Origin of the sequence: Taklimakanibacter albus (genome assembly GCF_016595235.1) — a bacterium.
GTDB classification, from domain to species: Bacteria; Pseudomonadota; Alphaproteobacteria; order Rhizobiales; family Aestuariivirgaceae; genus Taklimakanibacter; species Taklimakanibacter albus.
On sequence record NZ_JAENHL010000008.1, the window covers coordinates 456,982 to 475,401 of the forward strand.

The window sequence follows — 18,420 nt, forward strand, 5'->3', positions numbered from 1 at the left end:
ATCAGGCTCCCTTCTTGATCTCGAGATTGCCGAACATGTCGACAGTGAGGCTGTAGCCCGGACGAACGACGGTTACCGACACGTCCTCCTCGACCAGAGCCGGCCCGGCAAAGCCATGTCCTGAGGCCAAGTCCTGACGCCGATAGACCGGCGTCTCGAAGGTACCCACTTCGAATACGACCGTGCGTCGCGACGCCGGTTCCGCCTGGCTCTTTGCCTCGGCAATCCGCGGCAGCTCCGGTTTCGCCATGCGGGCGATGGCGGTGCAGCCGATATCGACGATTTCGATCGGCGCATCGGGCAGGCTGAAGCGATAACGCTCCTCGAACAGACGATGGAAGTCGCGCCAGACCGCCGCCATGCCCTCGGCCGTGAAGCGCTCGACGAAGATCGGCAGCGAGAGCTCGTAATTCTGTCCCAGATAACGCATCTGGAGCGAACGGGTCAGCTTGATCTCGCCATCATGGGCTTGCCGCCTGAGATCGTCGCTCACCGATTGCGCCAGCTCGGCCATGATGGCATTGGCGCGCGCGACATCGAAATTGCGCGAGTTTAGCAAGGTCGAACGGCGCCGGTCACTCCGCGCATCGGCCATGGTGAAGCCATAGGCCGAGAATTGCCCGGGATGGTTGGGCACGATGCCGAGCGGGATATTGGCGTCGTTGAGCAGATCACAGACATGGAGCGGCCCCGCCCCGCCATAGGTCAGAAGCGAGAACTGCCGCGGATCGTAGCCCTGCTCAATGAGCACGGCGCGCAAGGCACCGACCATGTTGTTGTTCATGATGCGGATAATGGCGAGGGCCGCCTCCTCCACGCTCCAGCCATGCGCCGCGGCTACGCTGCCAATGGCGCGCCGCGCCGCCTCGGCGTCGAGACGCATCTTGCCGCCCAGGAATGAGCCGGGATCGATGCGGCCGAGCACGAGATTGGCGTCGGTGACGGTGGGCTCGGTGCCGCCGAAGCCGTAGCAGGCGGGACCCGGCCGGGCACCGGCGCTGCGCGGGCCGACATGAAGGCCGCCCACCTTGTCGAGCCAGGCGACCGAGCCGCCGCCCGCGCCAATGGTACGGATATCGATCATCGGCACCCGCAGTGGAATTCCGAATTCGAGTTCGTAGTCATCGGTGAAGCGTTCCTGACCATCGACGACGATCGACACGTCGGTCGAGGTCCCGCCGATATCGAGGGTGGCGAGGTTGCGGATTCCCTTGGCGGTCGCCAGGTGTTTGGCGGCGATGACGCCGCCGGTCGGTCCCGACACCGCGAGATTGATCGGCCGTTCCTCCGCGGCCTCGGTCGAGACCTCGCTGCCGTTCGATTTCATCATGGCGACGCGGCCCGAAATGCCGGCAGCCATTGCGCGCTCGCGGAAGCTCTTCACCTGCTGCCTGACCAGCGGCTTGATATAGGCATCGGCGAGCGTCGTCATGGCGCGCTGGTCTTCCTTCCAGCGCGGATCAATCTCGAAGGAGAGCGACACCGGTAATCCGGGCGCTTCCTCTGCGAAGATATCGCGGATGCGCAATTCGTGATCCGGCCGGACGAAGGAGAACAGCAGATTGACGGCCACCGCCGCCACCTCGCCCTCGTCGCGCAGCCGCCCGGCGAGCGCGCGGATCTCCGCCTCATCGAGCGGGGCGAGGATACGTCCCTTATGATCGATGCGCTCTTTCACTTCGTAAGCATCGCGGCGCAGACAGAAGGGTTTGGGCTTCACCCAGGACAGATCATAGTGCGAGCGGCGATTGCCGCGCTGGATGAAGGGAACGTCGCGGAAGCCACGTGTCGCGATATAGGCGACGCGGGCGCCCCGCCTCTCGAGCAAGGCATTGGTGGCGACGGTGGTGCCGAGCCGGATCGAGGCGATGCGCGACAGGTCCTTGACCTGACTCAACCCCTCGATCACTGCCGCCGTCGGATCGCCCGGTGTCGACAGCACCTTCCAGGCGCGCATGCCCTTGTCGCCGTCATAGAGCATGAAATCCGTGAAGGTGCCGCCCGTGTCTATTCCAATATGCAAGCTCATCGAACTCTCTTGTCTTGAACTGATGCGACCCGGCTCAACCCACTCAGCGTTTCTTGCGCCGCATCTGATCCAGCCAGACGATCAGTACGATCAGCGCACCGGCGATGATACGCTGCCAGAAGGGATTGATGTTGAGAAGATTGGCGCCGTTATTGATGGTGGTCAGCAGGAGCGATCCGAGGATCGGCCCCAGGACATTGCCGACGGCCCCGAAGAGACTGGCACCGCCGATCACCGCGGCGGCGATCGACTGCAGCTCCCAGGATTCGCCCGTCGTCGCGACGCCGATCGAGATGCGGCTGGCGGTGAGAATGCCGGCAAATGTCGCGCAGCTGGCCGAGGTGATGTAGACGAGATAGATCGTGCGCGAGATGCTGACGCCGGACAGGCGCGCGGCCTCGGCATTGCTGCCGACGGCATAGATGTAGCGGCCCCAGCGCGTGTGATGGAGCAGCATGAAGGCCGGAATGGCGACGATCAGCGCCATCCAGGCGAGCGCCGGGATACCGAGGAAGCTCTCGCGCGAGAAATTCACGAATTCATCGGGAAGCCCGGTGATGGTCAACCCGTCGGTGAGCAGAAGGCCGATGCCACGCAAGCCGGTCATCGAAGCCAGCGTGATGATGAAGGGCGGCAATCCCATACGCAGAATGCCGAAAGCGTGGAAGGCGCCCACGATGGGTCCGATCAGCATGGTGATCGCGACGGCCGCCCAGATGGGAAAGCCCGCCTTGAGCAGAATCGACACCACGGTGCTGGACAGGCCGACAATGGCGCCGACCGACAGGTCGATGCCGCCGGTGATGATCACGAAAGTCTGCCCGATGGCGATGATCGCCCAAAGCGATGTCTGCCGCATGAGGTTGGTCATATTCTGGCCGGTGAGGAAGCTCTCGGTCGCGAGCGACAGAGCGATCCAGATCAACAGCAGAAGACCGAGCAGCGTGAGGCCGCGCAGAAACTCGAATTTGGACTTCGCCTTTTGCGGCGCCGGCGCATAGCCCTGGTCCGACGGCGTGTTCTCGCTCATTCAACGTTCCTCAAAGCTGGTTCGCGTCCGGTTTCGATGCGGGGCAATCGCGTACGCGTTGGGCAAGGCCTCCCCCAGTTTCCCCCTCTCCCGTCCGCAGGATGGGAGAGGGTGCCCGACAGGGCGGGTGAGGGCTCTTCCGATTGCGCGGCTAGATCAAGAAAAGAGCCCTCATCCGGCCTTCGGCCACCTTCTCCCATTGCTTTGCAACGGGAGAAGGGGAAAATCTGGTAAGACTGATCGCTTTCAAAGAACTTCATCGGCGACTTCCCTGCGTTTCGATGGCATCGCCGAGAATGACGTCATGCCCGACCTCGCCCGCCGCATAGGCTGCCACCTGGCGGCCGGCCCGGAAGACATGCAGCGTGTCGCAAAGATCGTAGACTTCCGGCAGATAGGACGAGATCATGATGATCCCCGCCCCCTTCTTCAGAAGCTCGGCGAAGATCTTGTAGATCTGCACCTTGGTGCCGACATCGACGCCGACCGTCGGCTCGTCGAAGATGAAGAGATCGGCGCCGTGGTTGAGCCACTTGCCGATCACGATCTTCTGCTGATTACCGCCCGAGAGCGTGAAGGCCTGGGCATGCCGGCCGGCGGTGGCGATGGCGAGATCGCTGATCTGCTTTTCGACTGCGGCGCGCTCGGCACCACGCTGCACCAGGCCCATCGGGCTGAGGCGCTGGAAGATCGGCAAAGCGAGATTGAAGCCGACATCGAGATTAAGACAGAGGCCCTGATCGCGGCGGCTTTCGGGAACGAGAACGATGCCGTTACGGATGGCATCCGCTTCCGAGCTTATCTTCACCGGCGTGCCGCGCAGGGACACTCGTCCGGCGGTCTTGGGCTGGCGGCCATACAGACATTGCACGAACTCGCTGCGCCCGGCCCCGATCAGGCCGTAAAGGCCGACGATCTCGCCGCGCCGCACGGTGAGCGAGACATTCTTGAAGCCCGGTCCCGACAGGCCGGCGACTTCGAGCAGCAGCTCGCCCTTTTCTATCGCTTCCTTATGATGAACCTGTTCGATCGAACGCGCGACCATGTCGCGGATCAACTGCGCCTGACTGGTCTCGCCGATGGCGCGGCTCGCCACCAGTTGCCCGTCGCGCAGGACCGAGACCCGGTCGGCGAGCTCGAAAATCTCTTCCAGCCGGTGGCTGATATAGACGATGGTCACGCCTTCGCGCTTGAGACGCCGGATCAACGAGAAGAGCAGATCCGTTTCGCCGCGCGCCAGATAGGCGGTCGGCTCATCGAAGATGAGAAGCTTCGTGCCCCGCATCGCCGCGCGTGCGGCGGCGACCAGTTGCTGCTGGCCGATGGTCAGGCTGTTGAGGGGGGCCGCCGCCGGCAGCCTGAAGCCCAGATCGTCGAGCGTCGCCTGCGCCCGCTGGATCATGGCGCGCTGGCGCAAGAGACCGTAACCCTGCTCCTCGATGCCGAGGAACATATTGGCCGCGACGCTCAAATGCGGGCAGAGCACGACTTCCTGATGGACAGCATTGATGCCGAGGCCGAGCGCCTCCTGGGGTGACCGGAGGCCGATTTCGCGACCTTCCCACAAGATGGTGCCGGAGCTCTTTTCATGAGCGCCGGTCAGGATCTTGATCAGCGTCGATTTACCGGCGCCATTCTCGCCGACAATGGCGTGGATCTCGCCTTTGTTCAGCGTCAGATCGATGCCCTTCAAGGCATGCGTGCCGATGAAGCGTTTATGAACCGCCTTGAGTTCGACCAAGGGCGCATTCGAGCCCCCCGCCGCATGGGGCGGCGAGGGAGCAGACGTGAGCGGCTTGGTCGGAGGCATCAAGGCAGTCCCGTTTTGCCGTCGGCTCAATCGATCTTCGGCGTGAGCAGTTCCTGCGAGCGCGGCTCGTTCATGTTCTCCTTGGTGATGACATTGACGCCGGTATCGACATTGGCCGGCACCTGCTCACCCTTCGAAGCCGCATGAGCGATCTTCACCGATTCATACCCCATGCGAAACGGGTCCTGCACGATGAGGGCCGTGACGACGCCATCGGCGAGACGTTTGACGAGCTGATCGTTGCTGTCGAAGGCGACGACCTTGATCTTGTCTTCCATTTTGTTCTCGGCGACGGCCTGGCTGACGCCCAGCGCCATTTCCTCAGAGCTCGCGAAAGCGCCGCGCAGATTGGGCTTCGCCAGGATCACATCGTTCATCATATTGAGGCCGGTGGTGATCTGGCCGTCGGCAACCTTGTCGGCGACGATGGTGATGCCCGGATATTTCTCGGCGAGGACTTCCTTGAAGCCCTGGGCGCGCTGATCGAGAGAGCCGGCACCCGGAACCGACGTGATGAGCATTACTTCGCCTTCGGCCTTGCCATAGGTCTTTTCGATGGCCTGCGCCAAAGCTTCGCCCGCGGCGCGGCCGCCGGCGACATTGTCGGTGGTGACGAAGGACGCATAGGACTTGCTGTTGGCGCCTGAATCGACACCGATCACCTTGGTCTTGCCGGCGGCTTCATCGATCGGCTTGCCCAACGCTTCGAACTGCGAGGCGGCGATCACGATGGCCAAAGGATTATTGGCGGCGGCGCTTTCCAGGATGGAGATCTGGCCGGTGATATCGGTATCGTTCTGCGGTCCGAGCTCCGGCACCTTGATGTTCAGTTCCTTGCCGGCCTTGCGGGCGCCGGCAAGCAATACCCGCCAATAATAAGTCGATGTGTTCTTGACGATGACCGGAATGGTGTCTTCCGCCCAGCTGGTGGACGGCGCGACCATAGAAAGAGTGAGGCTCGCGGCGAGCGCCGCGACGACCGAAAATTTCCGCATGTTCCAACTCCCTTGTTTATTATGCTGGATAGGCGCGTAACCGCTCGCCGTGCCGAGAGCGCAGCGGCGAGCCTTCCTTTGCCGCCCGCTTGTCGCGCGGACGTCTCTCAGTTCCCTGTCAGGCCGCTTTGCGCGCGAGCGCTGCAATGGCTTCCTGGATGATCGCCGACGCCTCGCGCCGGTCGGCGTCGGCGAGCGGCAGCCGCGGACGACGCACCGCATCGGGCGCGCCATAGACGAGATGTTCGGCAAGCTTGATGTACTGGACCAGCTTGACGCTGGTATCGAGATGGAAGGACGGCGTCAGGATGCGGTAGAGCTTCCGCGCTTCATCGAAATTTCCATCGCGGCACAGATTGAACAGACGCACGCATTCCGCGGGCCAGGCATTGGTCATGCCGGAAACCCAGCCGGTGACGCCCAGCGCCACGCTTTCGAGGATGAGGTCGTCGACGCCGCAGAACACCGCGTACCGGTCGCCGACGCGGTTGTAGATGTCGGTGATGCGCCGGATGTCGCCGCTCTCTTCCTTGATGCAGACGATGGTCTTCACATCGGCGAGCTGCGCCAGCTCTTCGGGGCCGACATCGACGCGATACGCGATCGGATTGTTGTAGATCATGATGGGGAGCCCGGAAGCGCCGCCGACGGCGCGATACCAGGCCACCGTCTCACGCGAGTCGGTGCGGTAAGCGAGGCTCGGAAACACCATGAGACCTTCGGCGCCAAGCTTCTCGTAGTTGCGCGCCGCCTTGACCGCATCTTCCTCCGAGAGTTCGGCTAGGCCGGAGAGAAGCGGCACGCGGCCGGCGACGACTTCCTTCGCAGCAGTCACCACCGCGTCGCGCTCGGCCTGGCGCAGCGAGGCATTCTCACCCAGCATCGGCAGGACGATCACGCCCGACACGCCATTGGCGATCAGCCGGTCGAGGCTGGCCTGGGTCGCCTTGATGTCGATCTCACCGTCGCTCCGCATTTTCGTGGTCACGGCAGGAAAAACACCAGTCCAGGACATGTCTCAGCTCTCCATTTGCAAGGGGATGGTTCCACTAGGCGGAACCAAGGAATGTCTAATGCATACATTTTGAGGTCCGCCCTTGCAAGAACTTTGTCAAAAAGCTAGAAAACCAAGAAGATCAGGGCGGCGAACAACCGAGTCTCTCGTGAAAATGGATACAAAAATCAGTGATGTGGGCACCGCAGCCACGCAGGCCGCCCGCGAGATCAGACGGCGAATCATCAGTGGCGCCTATCCGAGCGGTATGCGCCTGCATCAGGAGAATATCGCCGCCGAGCTCGGCGTCAGCCGCAGCCCGGTGCGCGAAGCGTTCCGCCAGCTCGAAGCCGAGGGGCTCGTCATCCTCACCTCGCAGAAAGGCGGCAAGGTCGCGCCTATCCGCGCCGAGGAAGTCGTGGAGCTGTTCGAGCTGCGGCTCCTGATCGAGCCGCATCTGCTGGCGCTCGCGGTGCCCAATTTCACCGATGCGGACGTGGCGGCGGCTGAAAAGATCATCGCCGAAATGGACGGTATCGATGTCGCGCAATGGGCGGAGGCGAACTGGCGGCTCCATATGGCCTTCTACGAACCCGCCAGGCGGCCGACCACGACGCGCCAGCTCGAGCGTATCCATTCCGGCATCGACCGTTATCTGCGCATGCAGATCACCCTCACCGAAGGCCGCGACCGCGCTCATACCGACCACAAGGCAATTCTCTCGGCCTGCCGTAATCACGACGCCGAACTGGCGGTCGCCCTGCTCAGAAGTCACATCCTCGCCGCCGCCCGCGCATTCGTGCCGGCGGGCTGAGACCTCTGCGTCCATCCATTTTTCTGCATAATGTGTGCATTCCGGAGATGACAATGGCAAATGCTCCCCTGCTGAGACTGTCGCCGACCGATCAGGTGGCGGTCGCTCTGTCCGCCATTGCCAGCGGCACCCCCCTTGCTCCCGTCTCGACTGCTGCCGCCATGAACGACATCCCGGCCGGTCACAAAGTCGCTCTCTCTGCGATCAGCGAAGGCGCGGAGGTCTTCCGGCTCGGACAGCCGATCGGGCTGGCGGCGCGGGCGATCGCCGCCGGCGAGCATGTGCATATTCACAATCTCAGCTATCCGGGCTCGCTCGCCGACCCCAAGATCACCGTGACTCGAAGGGCCAGCCCCACGCAAAAAGAGATTCCGACATTTCTCGGCTTCCGGCGCGCCGATGGCCGCGTCGGCACGCGCAATTATGTCGGCGTGCTCACCACGGTGAATTGTTCGGCGCGGGTCGCCAAGCTGATCGCCGGACATTTCAACGGCCCGCAGGCGCACGGCAAAGTCGACGGCGTCGTCGCTCTGACGCACAGTTCCGGCTGCAGCGTTTCCGACGGCAGCCCGTCGATGGACATGCTGAGGCGCACGATCGCCGGCTATGCGCGCAATCCGAATTTCGCCGGCGTGCTCATTGTCGGGCTCGGCTGCGAAGACAATCAGATCGATCTTCTCTGCGCGCAGGAAGGATTGGCGCTCGACGGGCGCGTGCGCAGCCTCGGCATCCAGGACACCGGCGGCACCACCCGCACCGTCCAGGCCGGCATCGCCATTGTCGAGCAGCTGGTCGCCGAGGCGAGCCTCGCGCGCCGCGAGGCCGTGCCGGTCAGCGAGCTGATCGTCGGCCTGCAATGCGGCGGCTCCGACAGTTTCTCCGGGCTTACCGCCAATCCGGCGCTCGGCGCCGCCGTCGACATCCTGGTCGGCTATGGCGGCACCGCCATCCTCTCGGAGACGACCGAGATTTACGGCGCCGAGAATCTGCTGCTGCAGCGTGTCGCCAATGACGATGTCGGCCGCCGGCTGATCGGCCTTCTCGACTGGTGGAAAGATTATACGGCCAAGGAGCCGAAGGGCTTCGACAACAACCCCTCGCCCGGCAACAAGGCCGGCGGACTCACCACCATCCTCGAAAAGTCCTTAGGCGCCGTCGCCAAGGGCGGCTCGACGACGTTGATGGAAGTCTATCACTATGCCGAACGCGTCGCGGAAAAGGGCCTCGTCTTCATGGATTCGCCGGGCTACGACCCGGTCTCGGCCACGGGCCAGGTCGCCGGTGGCGCCAATCTCATCTGCTTCACGACCGGGCGCGGCTCCTGTTTCGGCTGCCGTCCTTCGCCGTCGCTGAAGCTCGCGACCAATTCGGCGCTCTTCGCCCATATGGAAGACGACATGGACATCAATTGCGGGGTCATCCTCGATCAGGGAATCTCGATCGAGGAGATGGGGCGGGAAATCTTCGCGCGCATGGTCCGCACCGCATCGGGCGAGCCGACCAAGAGCGAGATACTGGGTTATGGCGATGATGAATTCGCGCCGTGGCATATCAATGCGTGGCTGTAATTCAATCGCGCGGCGCCAGATGTATGCCGGCGAGCGTGCAGCGCACCGATCCCCCCGCCATCTCGATCGTCGGAATGTCGAGCGCGGCGATCTTCACAGATGCCTCGATACGAGCGATCTGCTCGCAGGTGAGCGCCGCATGAGCGGTGCGTGATAGCGCCAGGATCCGTCCGTCCCGGCCCTGCAGCTCGATCGCATTGCCGGCGAAACGCGCGATCTGGCCGCGATCGAGTGCGATGACATCGCGGCCCGACTGCTCCAGGCGCCGCACCACCTTCTGCCAGCCCTCGGGACCGACCATCAAATCGGTGCCGATCATGGCAAAGTCGGTGGCGACGCACATCAGCACATTGGTGTGATAGACCGGCACACCCTTGGCGTCTTCGGCCGGAAAGACGATGGGCTCGAAATTGAAATGGGTGCAGAAGCGCTCAAGCGCGACCGGGTTGGTGCGATCGGATTTCACCGCATAGGCGACCCGGTCGATATGGTCGAGCACCATGGACCCCGTGCCTTCCAGGAAGAGTCCGTCGGGCTCCAGTCCGGAATAGTCGATCACATCCTGAACACGGTACTGGCGCTTCAGCATTTCGATGATATCCGTCCGGCGCTCCTTGCGCCGGTTCGGCGCTTTCATCGGATAGATGGCGATGTGGCCGCCGGCATGGGTCGAGAACCAGTTGTTCGGAAAGACCGCGTCCGGCGTATCGGTCCCGGCATCCTCGAAGAGATGAACGCCGACGCCCAGATCGCGCAGCATCTCGGCGGCCCGGGTGATTTCCTGATAGGCACAGGCCGCATGATCGGCACTTTCAGAGACGTCGCGCTGGAAGGCATTGTCGACCGCCGTCTGGGTGTTGATCGTGAAATGATGCGGACGCACCATCACGACCGCGGTGGGCGCCTGGGGCGAAGGGATCGCCATCGAGCCAGTCCCTTATGCCGCCCGGGCGCGCTGCAGCATGCCGAAGAGATCGCGCGGATCATCCGGATCGGCGATCATGTCGAGCAACTCGGCGCAATCGGTCCCCACGAGCCGGTCACGCACATAACGCAGCGCGGAGAAATCCTCGATGGCGAAGCCGACGCCATCGAACAAGGTCAGCTGACGATCCGAAACACGTCCCTTCGCCTTGCCGGTGATGACTTCCCACATTTCGACAACCGGAAAATCGGCCGGCATCTGCTGGATGTCGCCTTCGATGCGGGTCTGCGGCGGATATTCGACGAAGACATCGGCGCGGCACAGAATATCGGGATGGATCTCGGTCTTGCCGGGGCAATCGCCGCCAATGGCGTTGATATGGACGCCGGCGCCGATCATATTGTCGGTGAGGATGGTGGCATATTGCTTGTCGGCAGTGCAGGTGGTGATGATGCCGGCGCCTTCGATCGCCTCCTCGGCGGTGCGGCAGCTCGTCACCTCGAGACCGAGCGGCGCCAGATTGCGATGGGCCTTGCGGGTCGCCGCCGGATCGATGTCGTAAAGCCGGACCGCCTCGATGCCGCAGATCGCCCGCATGGCCATGGCCTGAAACTCGGCCTGGGCGCCGTTGCCGATCAGCGCCATGGTGCGCGTGCCCTTGGGCGCCAGATGCCGCGCCACCATGGCGGAGGTCGCCGCGGTGCGCAGAGCAGTGAGCAGCGTCATTTCGGTGAACAGCACGGGATAACCGGTCGCGACTTCGGCAAGCAGGCCGAGCGCCGTTACGGTCTGGAGACCTTCCCGGGTATTCTTGGGATGGCCGTTCACATATTTGAAGCCATAGACTTCACCGTCCGAGGTCGGCATTAGCTCGATGACGCCGTCGCGGGAATGGCTCGCCAGGCGCGGCGTCTTGTCGAACAGCTCCCAGCGGCGGAAATCCGCCTCGATATAGTCGGCAAGCTCCTTGAGGGCCGTCTCGACCCCGATCTGATGCACAAGGCGCATCATGTTCTCGACGCTCACGAAAGGCACGAAAGCCTGGGGGGACGGTTCAAGCATGTTTTTCAGCCGTTTATGTAAAGTCGTGAAAGCGTAGATTGAACAGATTTCGACTGAAACGCCTGAAACTTGTAATATCTGCTATATTTCTGATAGATTTGCCTAGTCAGATTGAGCATATTCACAATGCCGAAGAAAGAAGTCGCCAAATACGCCTTTGACGAGCTGGATCGCCGCCTCATTGCGCATCTGCGTGGTGACGGCAGGGCGCCCCTGTCGAAGCTCGCCGAAGCGCTCGGCGTGTCGCGCGGGACGGTGCAGAACCGGCTCGACCGTCTGATCGAGACGGGTGCCGTCGCCGGCTTCACCATCAGGGTGCGCGAAGACTATGCCACCGATATCGTCCGCGCGGTGATGCTGATCGAAGTGGTCGGCAAATCGACCACGCAGGTCATCAAGAAGCTGCGCGGCCTGCCGGAGATGCAGGCCCTGCACACGACCAACGGCAAATGGGATCTCGTCGCCGATATCCGCACCGACAGCCTGGCGGAATTCGACCGCGTCCTGCGCGAGGTGCGCATGATCGATGGGATATCGAACAGCGAAACCAGCCTTCTCCTCAGCTCGCTCTAGTTTCCTTTTCTGCGCATGATCTTATCGGAAAACCGCTTCGCACTTTTCCGGATCATGCTTTAGCCCGCCACCGCCGGCCAGATGGGAACTAACGCTTTGTAGAGCCCGCGGAATGCCTGCAAGCGCGGTTGATAGGCTTCGTGCAGTAAAGGGTCCGGCGCGATCACATCGCGCACCGGCGGCGGCACTACCACATCCCTCGCATCCTCCTTCGTCACGGAAAGGCGCGCTAGCCGCGCGGCGCCAAAGGCGGGACCGCGATCGGACGCTTCATACCGCACCAGGCGCAGATCGAGCGCCGAGGCGATGAGCTTCGCCCAGAACGGGGAGCGCGCGCCACCGCCGATCAGAGCCAGGCTCTCCGGCCGCGGCTTGTTGCCGATCAGAGCATCGAGACCATCACAGAGCGAAAAGGCGATGCCTTCGAGCACCGCCTGCACCATATCGGCCCGCGTCGTCGAGTGTGTCATGCCGACGATCGCGGCGCGCGCCAGCGGGTCGTTATGCGGCGTACGCTCGCCGAAGAGGTAAGGCAACGCCAGCAAATAGGATGGCCCGCGGAAATTCGCTTCCACCTCGGCGAGGAGTGCTGCGACATCGCCATCGCCGGTCCAGCGCGCCGCCGCGGAAAGCGGACCGGCGCCGTTGAGCAGCGCGGCCATCCGGTACCAGCGGTCGGGCAGCGCGTGGCAGAAGGCGTGAACCAGCCGGCCCGGATCAGGATGATGCGCCGTATCGGCGAGGAAAATCTGTGCCGAGGTGCCGAGCGAGATGAAGCCGTCGCCCGGATTGATGGCGCCGGCGCCAATGCCGCCCGCCGCGACATCACCGGCGCCGGCGGCGATCACGACATTGGCGGGCAATCCCCAGCGGGCCGCGAGATCGCGTTTCAGCGTGGCGCTTGCCTCGGGCGATTCCATCAAGGTCGGCAACAGCGCGCGGTCGATCCCACAGGCCTCGAGCGCCACGCCCGACCACTGCCGCTTTTCCTCATCGATCAGCCAGGCGCCCGCCGCATCGCTGATATCGGTGACTTTTTCACCCGACAATTTCAACCGCACGAAATCCTTGGCGAGGAGCAAAGAGCGCGTGCGCTTAATGGCGTCCGGCTCGTTGCGCTTGAGCCAGAGAAACTTCGGACCGGTGAAGCTCGGCATGGGCAGAACGCCCATGGTGCTTTGAAGATCCGTTCCCAATTGCGCCAACTCGGCCGCCTCGCCGGCGGAGCGGCCGTCATTCCACAGGATCGCCGGTCGCACCGGGATGTCGGCTTCATCGAGAAGGACGGCGGCATGCATCTGGCCGGAGAGGCCAATGGCCCTGACGCCCGACATGGCGTTCCGATGATCGCGCGCCAGCACATCCAGCCCGTCCGCCACTGCCTGCCACCAATTCTCGGGATCATCCTCCGACCACTGGGGCTTCGGCTGAACCGGATGCAGCGGCCGTTCGATATTCGCCACCAGCGCCTGGGCCTCGTCGACAAGAAGGAATTTGACGGCGGAGGTGCCGATGTCGATACCGATATACATGCGCTGGTCCGAACTCAGATGTTGTCGGCAACCCTTTGCGCGATTTTGGCGGGCGTCAAGCCAAACTCTTCATAGACTTGTGGCCCCGGCCCCGAAAAGCCGAACTGGTCGATGCCGATGATCCGGCGATCGTCGCCGACATAACGGTGCCAGCCGAAGGGCGAGGCCGCTTCGACGGCGAAGAGCGGCGCCTCGCCCAGCACCTCGCGGCGATAGTGCGCCGATTCCAGCTCGAATGTCTCCCAGCAGGGCATCGACACGACAGCAGCCTTCAGGCCCTTGCCCTCCAGCAGTTTCTGCGCCGCAATAGCGAGACTGACTTCGGAGCCAGTGGCGAGCAGGGTCAGGTCCCGCTCGCCGTCGGCAGCGGAAATCACATAGGCGCCCCGGCGCACCGGCATATCCTCACGCAGCGCGAGACGTGCCTGTGGCACTTTCTGGCGCGCGACGATCATTACGCTCGGCCCCTTGCCGGCGATCGCGTCATACCAGCATTCGAGCGCCTCGACCTGATCGGCCGGACGATAGACGCGGAGGCCCGGCATGGCGCGCAGCGACGCCAGGTGCTCGATCGGCTGATGGGTAGGCCCATCCTCACCCACACCGATCGAATCGTGGCTGAACAGGAACACGACCTTGATGCCCATGAGCGCGGCAAGACGGATTGCCGGGCGGCAATAATCACTGAAGGTCAGATAAGTGCCGCCATAGGGCAGGAAACCGCCATGCAAAGCGAGGCCGTTCAGCGCTGCCGCCATGCCATGCTCACGGACGCCATAAGGAATGTGTCTGCCGGTGAAACTCGTTTTGTCGAGCCCTGCCATCTCGGCGGGCTTGCTCAGCACACTGCCGGTGAGATCGGCCGAGCCGCCGACCAGCTCCGGCAGATGCTTGGCCAGAATGCCGACCGCCTTCTGGCTGCCTTGACGGATGGGGATTGCTTCGGGATTGGCGGTGAGCTCCGTTATCGCGGCCGCCACCGCCGCTTCCAGGCCGTCCGGCAAAACACCGGACTGGCGGCGGTCGAATTCGGCACGCCGGTCCGCGGTGAGCGCCGCATGACGTGTTTCCCACATTCCACGCGTGGCCGATCCGCGACGGCCGGCCTCACGCCAGGCCGCCAGAAGCTCGGCCGGTGTCTCGAAAGCGGGATATGGCCAGCTCAGCTTCTCACGCATGCCGGCAAGCTCGGTGGCTCCCAAAGGTGCCCCATGCACGACCGACTGGCCCACTTTGGTGGGCGCGCCGAAGCCGATCTGAGTGCGCGCCGCGATGAGGGTCGGTCGGTCCGAAGCACGCGCCGCCGCCAAGGCCTTGTCGATCGCCTGCGCGTCATGCCCGTCGACCGCGATCGTCGCCCAATTCGAGGCTTCGAAGCGCTTGCGCTGATCATCCGATGTCGCGATGCTGGTGGACCCGTCGATCGTCGTGCCGTTATCGTCGAAGATGACGGTCAAGCGCGCAAGCTTCAAATGCCCGGCGAGCGAGATCGCCTCCTGGCTGATGCCTTCCATCAGGCAGCCATCGCCACAGAACACCCAGGTGCGATGATCGACGACGTCGTCGCCGAATTCGGCATTGAGCAGGCGCTCGGCCAGCGCCATGCCGACCGCCGTGGCGATGCCCTGCCCGAGCGGCCCGGTCGTCGTCTCGATGCCCGCCATATAGCCGTGCTCGGGATGGCCGGCGGCGCGCGAATGCGCCTGGCGGAAGCGCTTCAGCTCGTCGAGCGTCGCCGTCTCATAACCGGTCAAATACAGGAGACCATAAAGAAGCATCGAGCCGTGGCCGTTGGAGAGCACGAAACGGTCGCGGTCGGGCCAATGGGGCGCGGTCGCATCATATTTCAGATGGCGGGTGAACAGCACCGAAGCGAGATCGGCCATGCCGAGCGGCATGCCCGGATGTCCCGACTGCGCTTTCTCGACCGCATCGGCGGCAAGAAAACGCAGCGCGTGGGCCATTTGCGACAGCTTGGGATGAAGCGGTGAAGTGAGCGAATCCATATGGACTGCCTTCCTTGAGAAGCTGGATGGAGAGGCTTGTTCAGTTGAGACGTCGGCCGGTGCTTTCGTCGAAGAGGTGAACGGCATCGAGATTGGGCGTGATGGGCAGCGCCTCGCCGGGCCGCGCCGCGACCCGTTCCCGGAATACGCCGACCAGCTTCTGGCCACCCAATTTGGCGAAGACCTGCGTTTCGGAGCCGGTCGGCTCGATGACCGTCACCTCCGCCGCGAGCCCGTCGCCGCCGAGAGACAGATGCTCGGGCCGGATGCCATAGATGACCGGCCGGCCATCGGCGCCTGACGGCGCGGACGTCAACGGAAGCGTCACGCCACCATCCGTGGTCACGAAGGTGGGGCGGCCATTGATACGGATCTTACCCTTGAGCAAATTCATGGCCGGCGAGCCGATGAAGCCTGCGACGAAGACATTGTTCGGCCGGTCATAGAGCTCGAGCGGCGAGCCCGTCTGCTCGACGATGCCGTCATGCATCACCACGATGCGGTCGGCCATGGTCATCGCCTCGACCTGGTCATGCGTCACATAGACGGTCGTCGTCTTAAGGCGTTGATGCAGCTCCTTGATCTCGGCGCGCATCTGCACGCGCAGTTTCGCATCGAGATTGGACAGAGGCTCGTCGAACAGGAAGACCGCCGCATCACGCACGATGGCGCGGCCCATGGCGACGCGTTGGCGCTGACCGCCCGACAGCTGGCGCGGATAACGTTCGAGATAGGGCATGAGGCCGAGGATCTCGGCGGCCCGCTTGACGCGGCTTTCGATCTCCTCCTTGGGGGCGCGGCGCAGCTTGAGGGCGAAGCCCATATTCTCCGCCACCGTCTTATGCGGATAGAGCGCATAATTCTGGAACACCATGGCGATGTCGCGGTCCTTGGGCGGCAGGTCGTTGACTATTTTTTGGGCAATCTTGATATCGCCCTTGGTGATCGCCTCGAGCCCGGCAATCATACGCAGAAGCGTCGACTTTCCACATCCCGATGGCCCCACCAGAATGACGAACTCGCCATCCTCGATGCCGATCGACACGCCGTGAATGACCTCATGCGTGCCATAGGCCTTGCGCACATCGACAACGTCAACCGAAGCCATGGAGCCCCCTTCCACTCAGCATTCTTTGCACGGAGCGAACCTATTGCAACTTCCGACTTTGGTCGAGGTGCAATCTCATGGTGATTGGGAATGATCACATCATCGCGTTGAAAATGATCGAAATTCCTCGCTGATTTTCGCTGCAGTGCACCAGCAGATTCGTCATACAAAACCAAATCCGACGGTTGTGCTTTCTCTTCAAGAATGTATTCTCCTCCTGTCAGATCAAGCCAGAGCGCGCCCGCGCAACTGGTTAAAATGGGAGGAGTAAATGATGCATCCACTCAAGTGGCCGCTTTTTGCTTTACCCGCATTGGCGTTGCTCACACTGCCCGCCTCTGCCGGCCAGAATGTCGAATGGAAGGATGACGGTACGGTCCTCATCAAGCTTGGCGAGGCCTATAACAATGCCGTGATCCAGACCACGCGCGAAGAACTCGGCACCGAATTCGGCCCCGACAAGCAACCCTTCAAGGATGTGACCATCTCGGTCACCGTCAACGGCGCCGGCCCCAAGGGCGGCATCAGCGGACCGCTCTATCAGTTCCGCCCGATCTGGGAAGAACTGTCGGGCGGCAAGCTCAACATCGTCGAGCTGCCTTTCGCCGAGCACTACACCAAGATGATGCTCGATCTGAGAAACGGCACAGGCCAGTATGACGCCTTCATGGTCGGCGCCTTCTGGTATGGCGATATCGCGCCCGCCGGCTACGCCTTTCCGATCGATGAGCTGAACAAGTCCGGCAAATATCCGAAATGGACCTATGACGACATGCCGGATTCGCTCCGGGCCCTGCATCAGTGGAAAGGTGTCGGCTATGGCGTCCTGAATGACGGCGATGGCCAGGTGCTGTATTATCGCAGCGACGTTCTCGCCGACAAGACGCATCAGGAAGCGTTCAAGAAGGAATATGGCTACGATCTGCCGAATCCGCCGCAGACCTGGCAGCAGCTGCTCGACGTTTCCAAGTACTTCAATGGCAAGAACTGGGATGCGACAGATGCCGATCCCGACAGCGGCACGGTGCTGCATCTGAAAGTGGGCGAGCAAGGCCACTATCACTTCCAGACACTGTCTTCCTCCTTCGTGCTCAATCCGGGCGACAAGGTCACGCGGACCAAGAATGTCTACTGGTTCGATCCGGAAGACATGAAGCCGCTGATCAACAGCCCGGGTCATGTGAAAGCCCTGGAATTCCTCCAGGAGCTGCACAAGACAGGCCCGCAGGCGCAAGTCGGCTGGTCGCTCGGCGAAGCCTGGGACTACTTCCTGCGCGGCAAGGCGGTCTTCGCCTTCAGCTGGGGCGATCTCGGCGCGCTCTGCCAGGATGAAAGCCGTTCCAAGGTGAAGGGCAAATGCTCGGCCACCGCCATTCCTTCCTCGAACGAATATTACGACTTCGAGAAGAAGGAATTCGTCAAGCTCGACAAGCCGCGGCTCGTCGGCAACACGGTCGGCGGCTCCTGGCATGGCGTGATCTCGAACTTCTCGGCCAATCCGGAAGCGGCCTATTCGCTCCTGTCGCTGATGGCGATCAAGCCCGCCTCGAAGCTCATGGCGACGGTCGGCTGGGACGGCGTCGATCCGGGCTTCAAATATCAGTTCCTCAAGGAAGACGGCGGCACCGCCGATGTCGAGGACTATGTGAAGGCCGGCTGGGACGCCAATGACGCCAAGAGCTATGTCCACGCTTACTACCAGGTGTTCACCGCGCCGGTGATGATGCCCTATCTGCGCATCCCCGGCTCGTTCGAATACTGGGATATCCTGGACAAGAATCTCTCGGCGACGATGAGCGGTTCCAAGACCGCCCAGCAGGCGCTCGACGAGACGGCGCAGTCCTGGGAAGCGGTGACCGACCGCATCGGCCGCGACAAGCAGAAGGCCGACTATCAGGCGGCCATCGGCTACACGCCTTAACCGACCAGCGATCGGGGCGGCCCTCGAGGCCGCCCCGGCAGTCTTTCCACCGA

14 protein-coding genes are annotated in these 18,420 nt (G+C 62.8%); 4 read left to right on the top strand and 10 right to left on the bottom strand.

Features of this window, described 5'->3' with window-relative positions:
- Position 1: 1 nt before the first annotated feature.
- The 5 genes from JHL16_RS25100 to JHL16_RS25120 form a co-directional block, all read right to left on the bottom strand.
- On the bottom strand, positions 2-2,029 hold the full coding sequence (locus JHL16_RS25100) for a hydantoinase/oxoprolinase family protein (protein WP_200187638.1): 2,028 nt from the start codon (positions 2,027-2,029) through the stop codon (positions 2-4).
- Between the two features lie 43 nt (positions 2,030-2,072).
- Positions 2,073-3,059, bottom strand: coding sequence for an ABC transporter permease (locus tag JHL16_RS25105; protein ID WP_200187639.1), 987 nt, complete (start codon positions 3,057-3,059; stop codon positions 2,073-2,075).
- Between the two features lie 256 nt (positions 3,060-3,315).
- Positions 3,316-4,869: a sugar ABC transporter ATP-binding protein gene (locus JHL16_RS25110; protein WP_200187640.1), complete on the bottom strand. Its 1,554-nt coding sequence runs from the start codon at positions 4,867-4,869 to the stop codon at positions 3,316-3,318.
- A 26-nt stretch (positions 4,870-4,895) separates the two neighbouring features.
- Positions 4,896-5,864, bottom strand: a complete 969-nt coding sequence (locus JHL16_RS25115) for an ABC transporter substrate-binding protein (RefSeq protein WP_200187641.1) — start codon at positions 5,862-5,864, stop codon at positions 4,896-4,898.
- 118 nt (positions 5,865-5,982) lie between these two features.
- Positions 5,983-6,879 carry a dihydrodipicolinate synthase family protein gene (locus tag JHL16_RS25120; protein WP_200187642.1) on the bottom strand — a complete coding sequence of 299 codons (897 nt, stop codon included), beginning with the start codon at positions 6,877-6,879 and terminating at the stop codon, positions 5,983-5,985.
- A gap of 154 nt (positions 6,880-7,033) precedes the next feature.
- On the opposite strand from JHL16_RS25120, the gene JHL16_RS25125 reads away from it, so the two are divergent.
- Both JHL16_RS25125 and JHL16_RS25130 read left to right on the top strand, forming a co-directional pair.
- Positions 7,034-7,672 carry a GntR family transcriptional regulator gene (locus JHL16_RS25125; protein WP_200187643.1) on the top strand — a complete coding sequence of 213 codons (639 nt, stop codon included), beginning with the start codon at positions 7,034-7,036 and terminating at the stop codon, positions 7,670-7,672.
- 53 nt (positions 7,673-7,725) lie between these two features.
- Positions 7,726-9,240: a UxaA family hydrolase gene (locus JHL16_RS25130; protein ID WP_200187644.1), complete on the top strand. Its 1,515-nt coding sequence runs from the start codon at positions 7,726-7,728 to the stop codon at positions 9,238-9,240.
- Position 9,241: 1 nt separating this feature from the next.
- Here JHL16_RS25130 and ctlX read toward each other — a convergent pair whose 3' ends face one another.
- Both ctlX and JHL16_RS25140 read right to left on the bottom strand, forming a co-directional pair.
- A complete protein-coding gene (gene ctlX, locus JHL16_RS25135; protein ID WP_246771165.1) occupies positions 9,242-10,165 on the bottom strand; it encodes a citrulline utilization hydrolase CtlX in 924 nt (307 codons plus the stop codon).
- 12 nt (positions 10,166-10,177) lie between these two features.
- Positions 10,178-11,227, bottom strand: a complete 1,050-nt coding sequence (locus tag JHL16_RS25140) for an ornithine cyclodeaminase (RefSeq protein ID WP_200187645.1) — start codon at positions 11,225-11,227, stop codon at positions 10,178-10,180.
- A gap of 126 nt (positions 11,228-11,353) precedes the next feature.
- On the opposite strand from JHL16_RS25140, the gene JHL16_RS25145 reads away from it, so the two are divergent.
- A complete protein-coding gene (locus JHL16_RS25145; protein ID WP_137855884.1) occupies positions 11,354-11,800 on the top strand; it encodes an Lrp/AsnC family transcriptional regulator in 447 nt (148 codons plus the stop codon).
- A 59-nt stretch (positions 11,801-11,859) separates the two neighbouring features.
- Here the strand turns inward: JHL16_RS25145 and xylB are convergent, their stop codons facing one another.
- The 3 genes from xylB to JHL16_RS25160 are packed head-to-tail and all read right to left on the bottom strand — an operon-like array spanning position 11,860 to position 16,446.
- Positions 11,860-13,332 carry a xylulokinase gene (gene xylB, locus JHL16_RS25150; protein ID WP_200187646.1) on the bottom strand — a complete coding sequence of 491 codons (1,473 nt, stop codon included), beginning with the start codon at positions 13,330-13,332 and terminating at the stop codon, positions 11,860-11,862.
- Between the two features lie 14 nt (positions 13,333-13,346).
- On the bottom strand, positions 13,347-15,338 hold the full coding sequence (tkt, locus tag JHL16_RS25155) for a transketolase (RefSeq protein ID WP_200187647.1): 1,992 nt from the start codon (positions 15,336-15,338) through the stop codon (positions 13,347-13,349).
- A 40-nt stretch (positions 15,339-15,378) separates the two neighbouring features.
- Positions 15,379-16,446: an ABC transporter ATP-binding protein gene (locus JHL16_RS25160; protein WP_200187648.1), complete on the bottom strand. Its 1,068-nt coding sequence runs from the start codon at positions 16,444-16,446 to the stop codon at positions 15,379-15,381.
- A gap of 271 nt (positions 16,447-16,717) precedes the next feature.
- Between JHL16_RS25160 and JHL16_RS25165 the strand changes: the two genes are divergently transcribed.
- Positions 16,718-18,367, top strand: a complete 1,650-nt coding sequence (locus JHL16_RS25165; RefSeq protein WP_200187649.1) for an extracellular solute-binding protein — start codon at positions 16,718-16,720, stop codon at positions 18,365-18,367.
- Positions 18,368-18,420: the final 53 nt, after the last annotated feature.

Bases quoted from the DNA above. Each gene is read 5' to 3' on its own strand.
- JHL16_RS25100 (WP_200187638.1), bottom strand. From the start codon at position 2,029: ATGAGCTTGCATATTGGAATAGACACGGGCGGCACCTTCACGGATTTC.
- JHL16_RS25105 (WP_200187639.1), bottom strand. From the start codon at position 3,059: ATGAGCGAGAACACGCCGTCGGACCAGGGCTATGCGCCGGCGCCGCAA.
- JHL16_RS25110 (WP_200187640.1), bottom strand. From the start codon at position 4,869: ATGCCTCCGACCAAGCCGCTCACGTCTGCTCCCTCGCCGCCCCATGCG.
- JHL16_RS25115 (WP_200187641.1), bottom strand. From the start codon at position 5,864: ATGCGGAAATTTTCGGTCGTCGCGGCGCTCGCCGCGAGCCTCACTCTT.
- JHL16_RS25120 (WP_200187642.1), bottom strand. From the start codon at position 6,879: ATGTCCTGGACTGGTGTTTTTCCTGCCGTGACCACGAAAATGCGGAGC.
- JHL16_RS25125 (WP_200187643.1), top strand. From the start codon at position 7,034: ATGGATACAAAAATCAGTGATGTGGGCACCGCAGCCACGCAGGCCGCC.
- JHL16_RS25130 (WP_200187644.1), top strand. From the start codon at position 7,726: ATGGCAAATGCTCCCCTGCTGAGACTGTCGCCGACCGATCAGGTGGCG.
- ctlX (WP_246771165.1), bottom strand. From the start codon at position 10,165: ATGGCGATCCCTTCGCCCCAGGCGCCCACCGCGGTCGTGATGGTGCGT.
- JHL16_RS25140 (WP_200187645.1), bottom strand. From the start codon at position 11,227: ATGCTTGAACCGTCCCCCCAGGCTTTCGTGCCTTTCGTGAGCGTCGAG.
- JHL16_RS25145 (WP_137855884.1), top strand. From the start codon at position 11,354: ATGCCGAAGAAAGAAGTCGCCAAATACGCCTTTGACGAGCTGGATCGC.
- xylB (WP_200187646.1), bottom strand. From the start codon at position 13,332: ATGTATATCGGTATCGACATCGGCACCTCCGCCGTCAAATTCCTTCTT.
- tkt (WP_200187647.1), bottom strand. From the start codon at position 15,338: ATGGATTCGCTCACTTCACCGCTTCATCCCAAGCTGTCGCAAATGGCC.
- JHL16_RS25160 (WP_200187648.1), bottom strand. From the start codon at position 16,446: ATGGCTTCGGTTGACGTTGTCGATGTGCGCAAGGCCTATGGCACGCAT.
- JHL16_RS25165 (WP_200187649.1), top strand. From the start codon at position 16,718: ATGATGCATCCACTCAAGTGGCCGCTTTTTGCTTTACCCGCATTGGCG.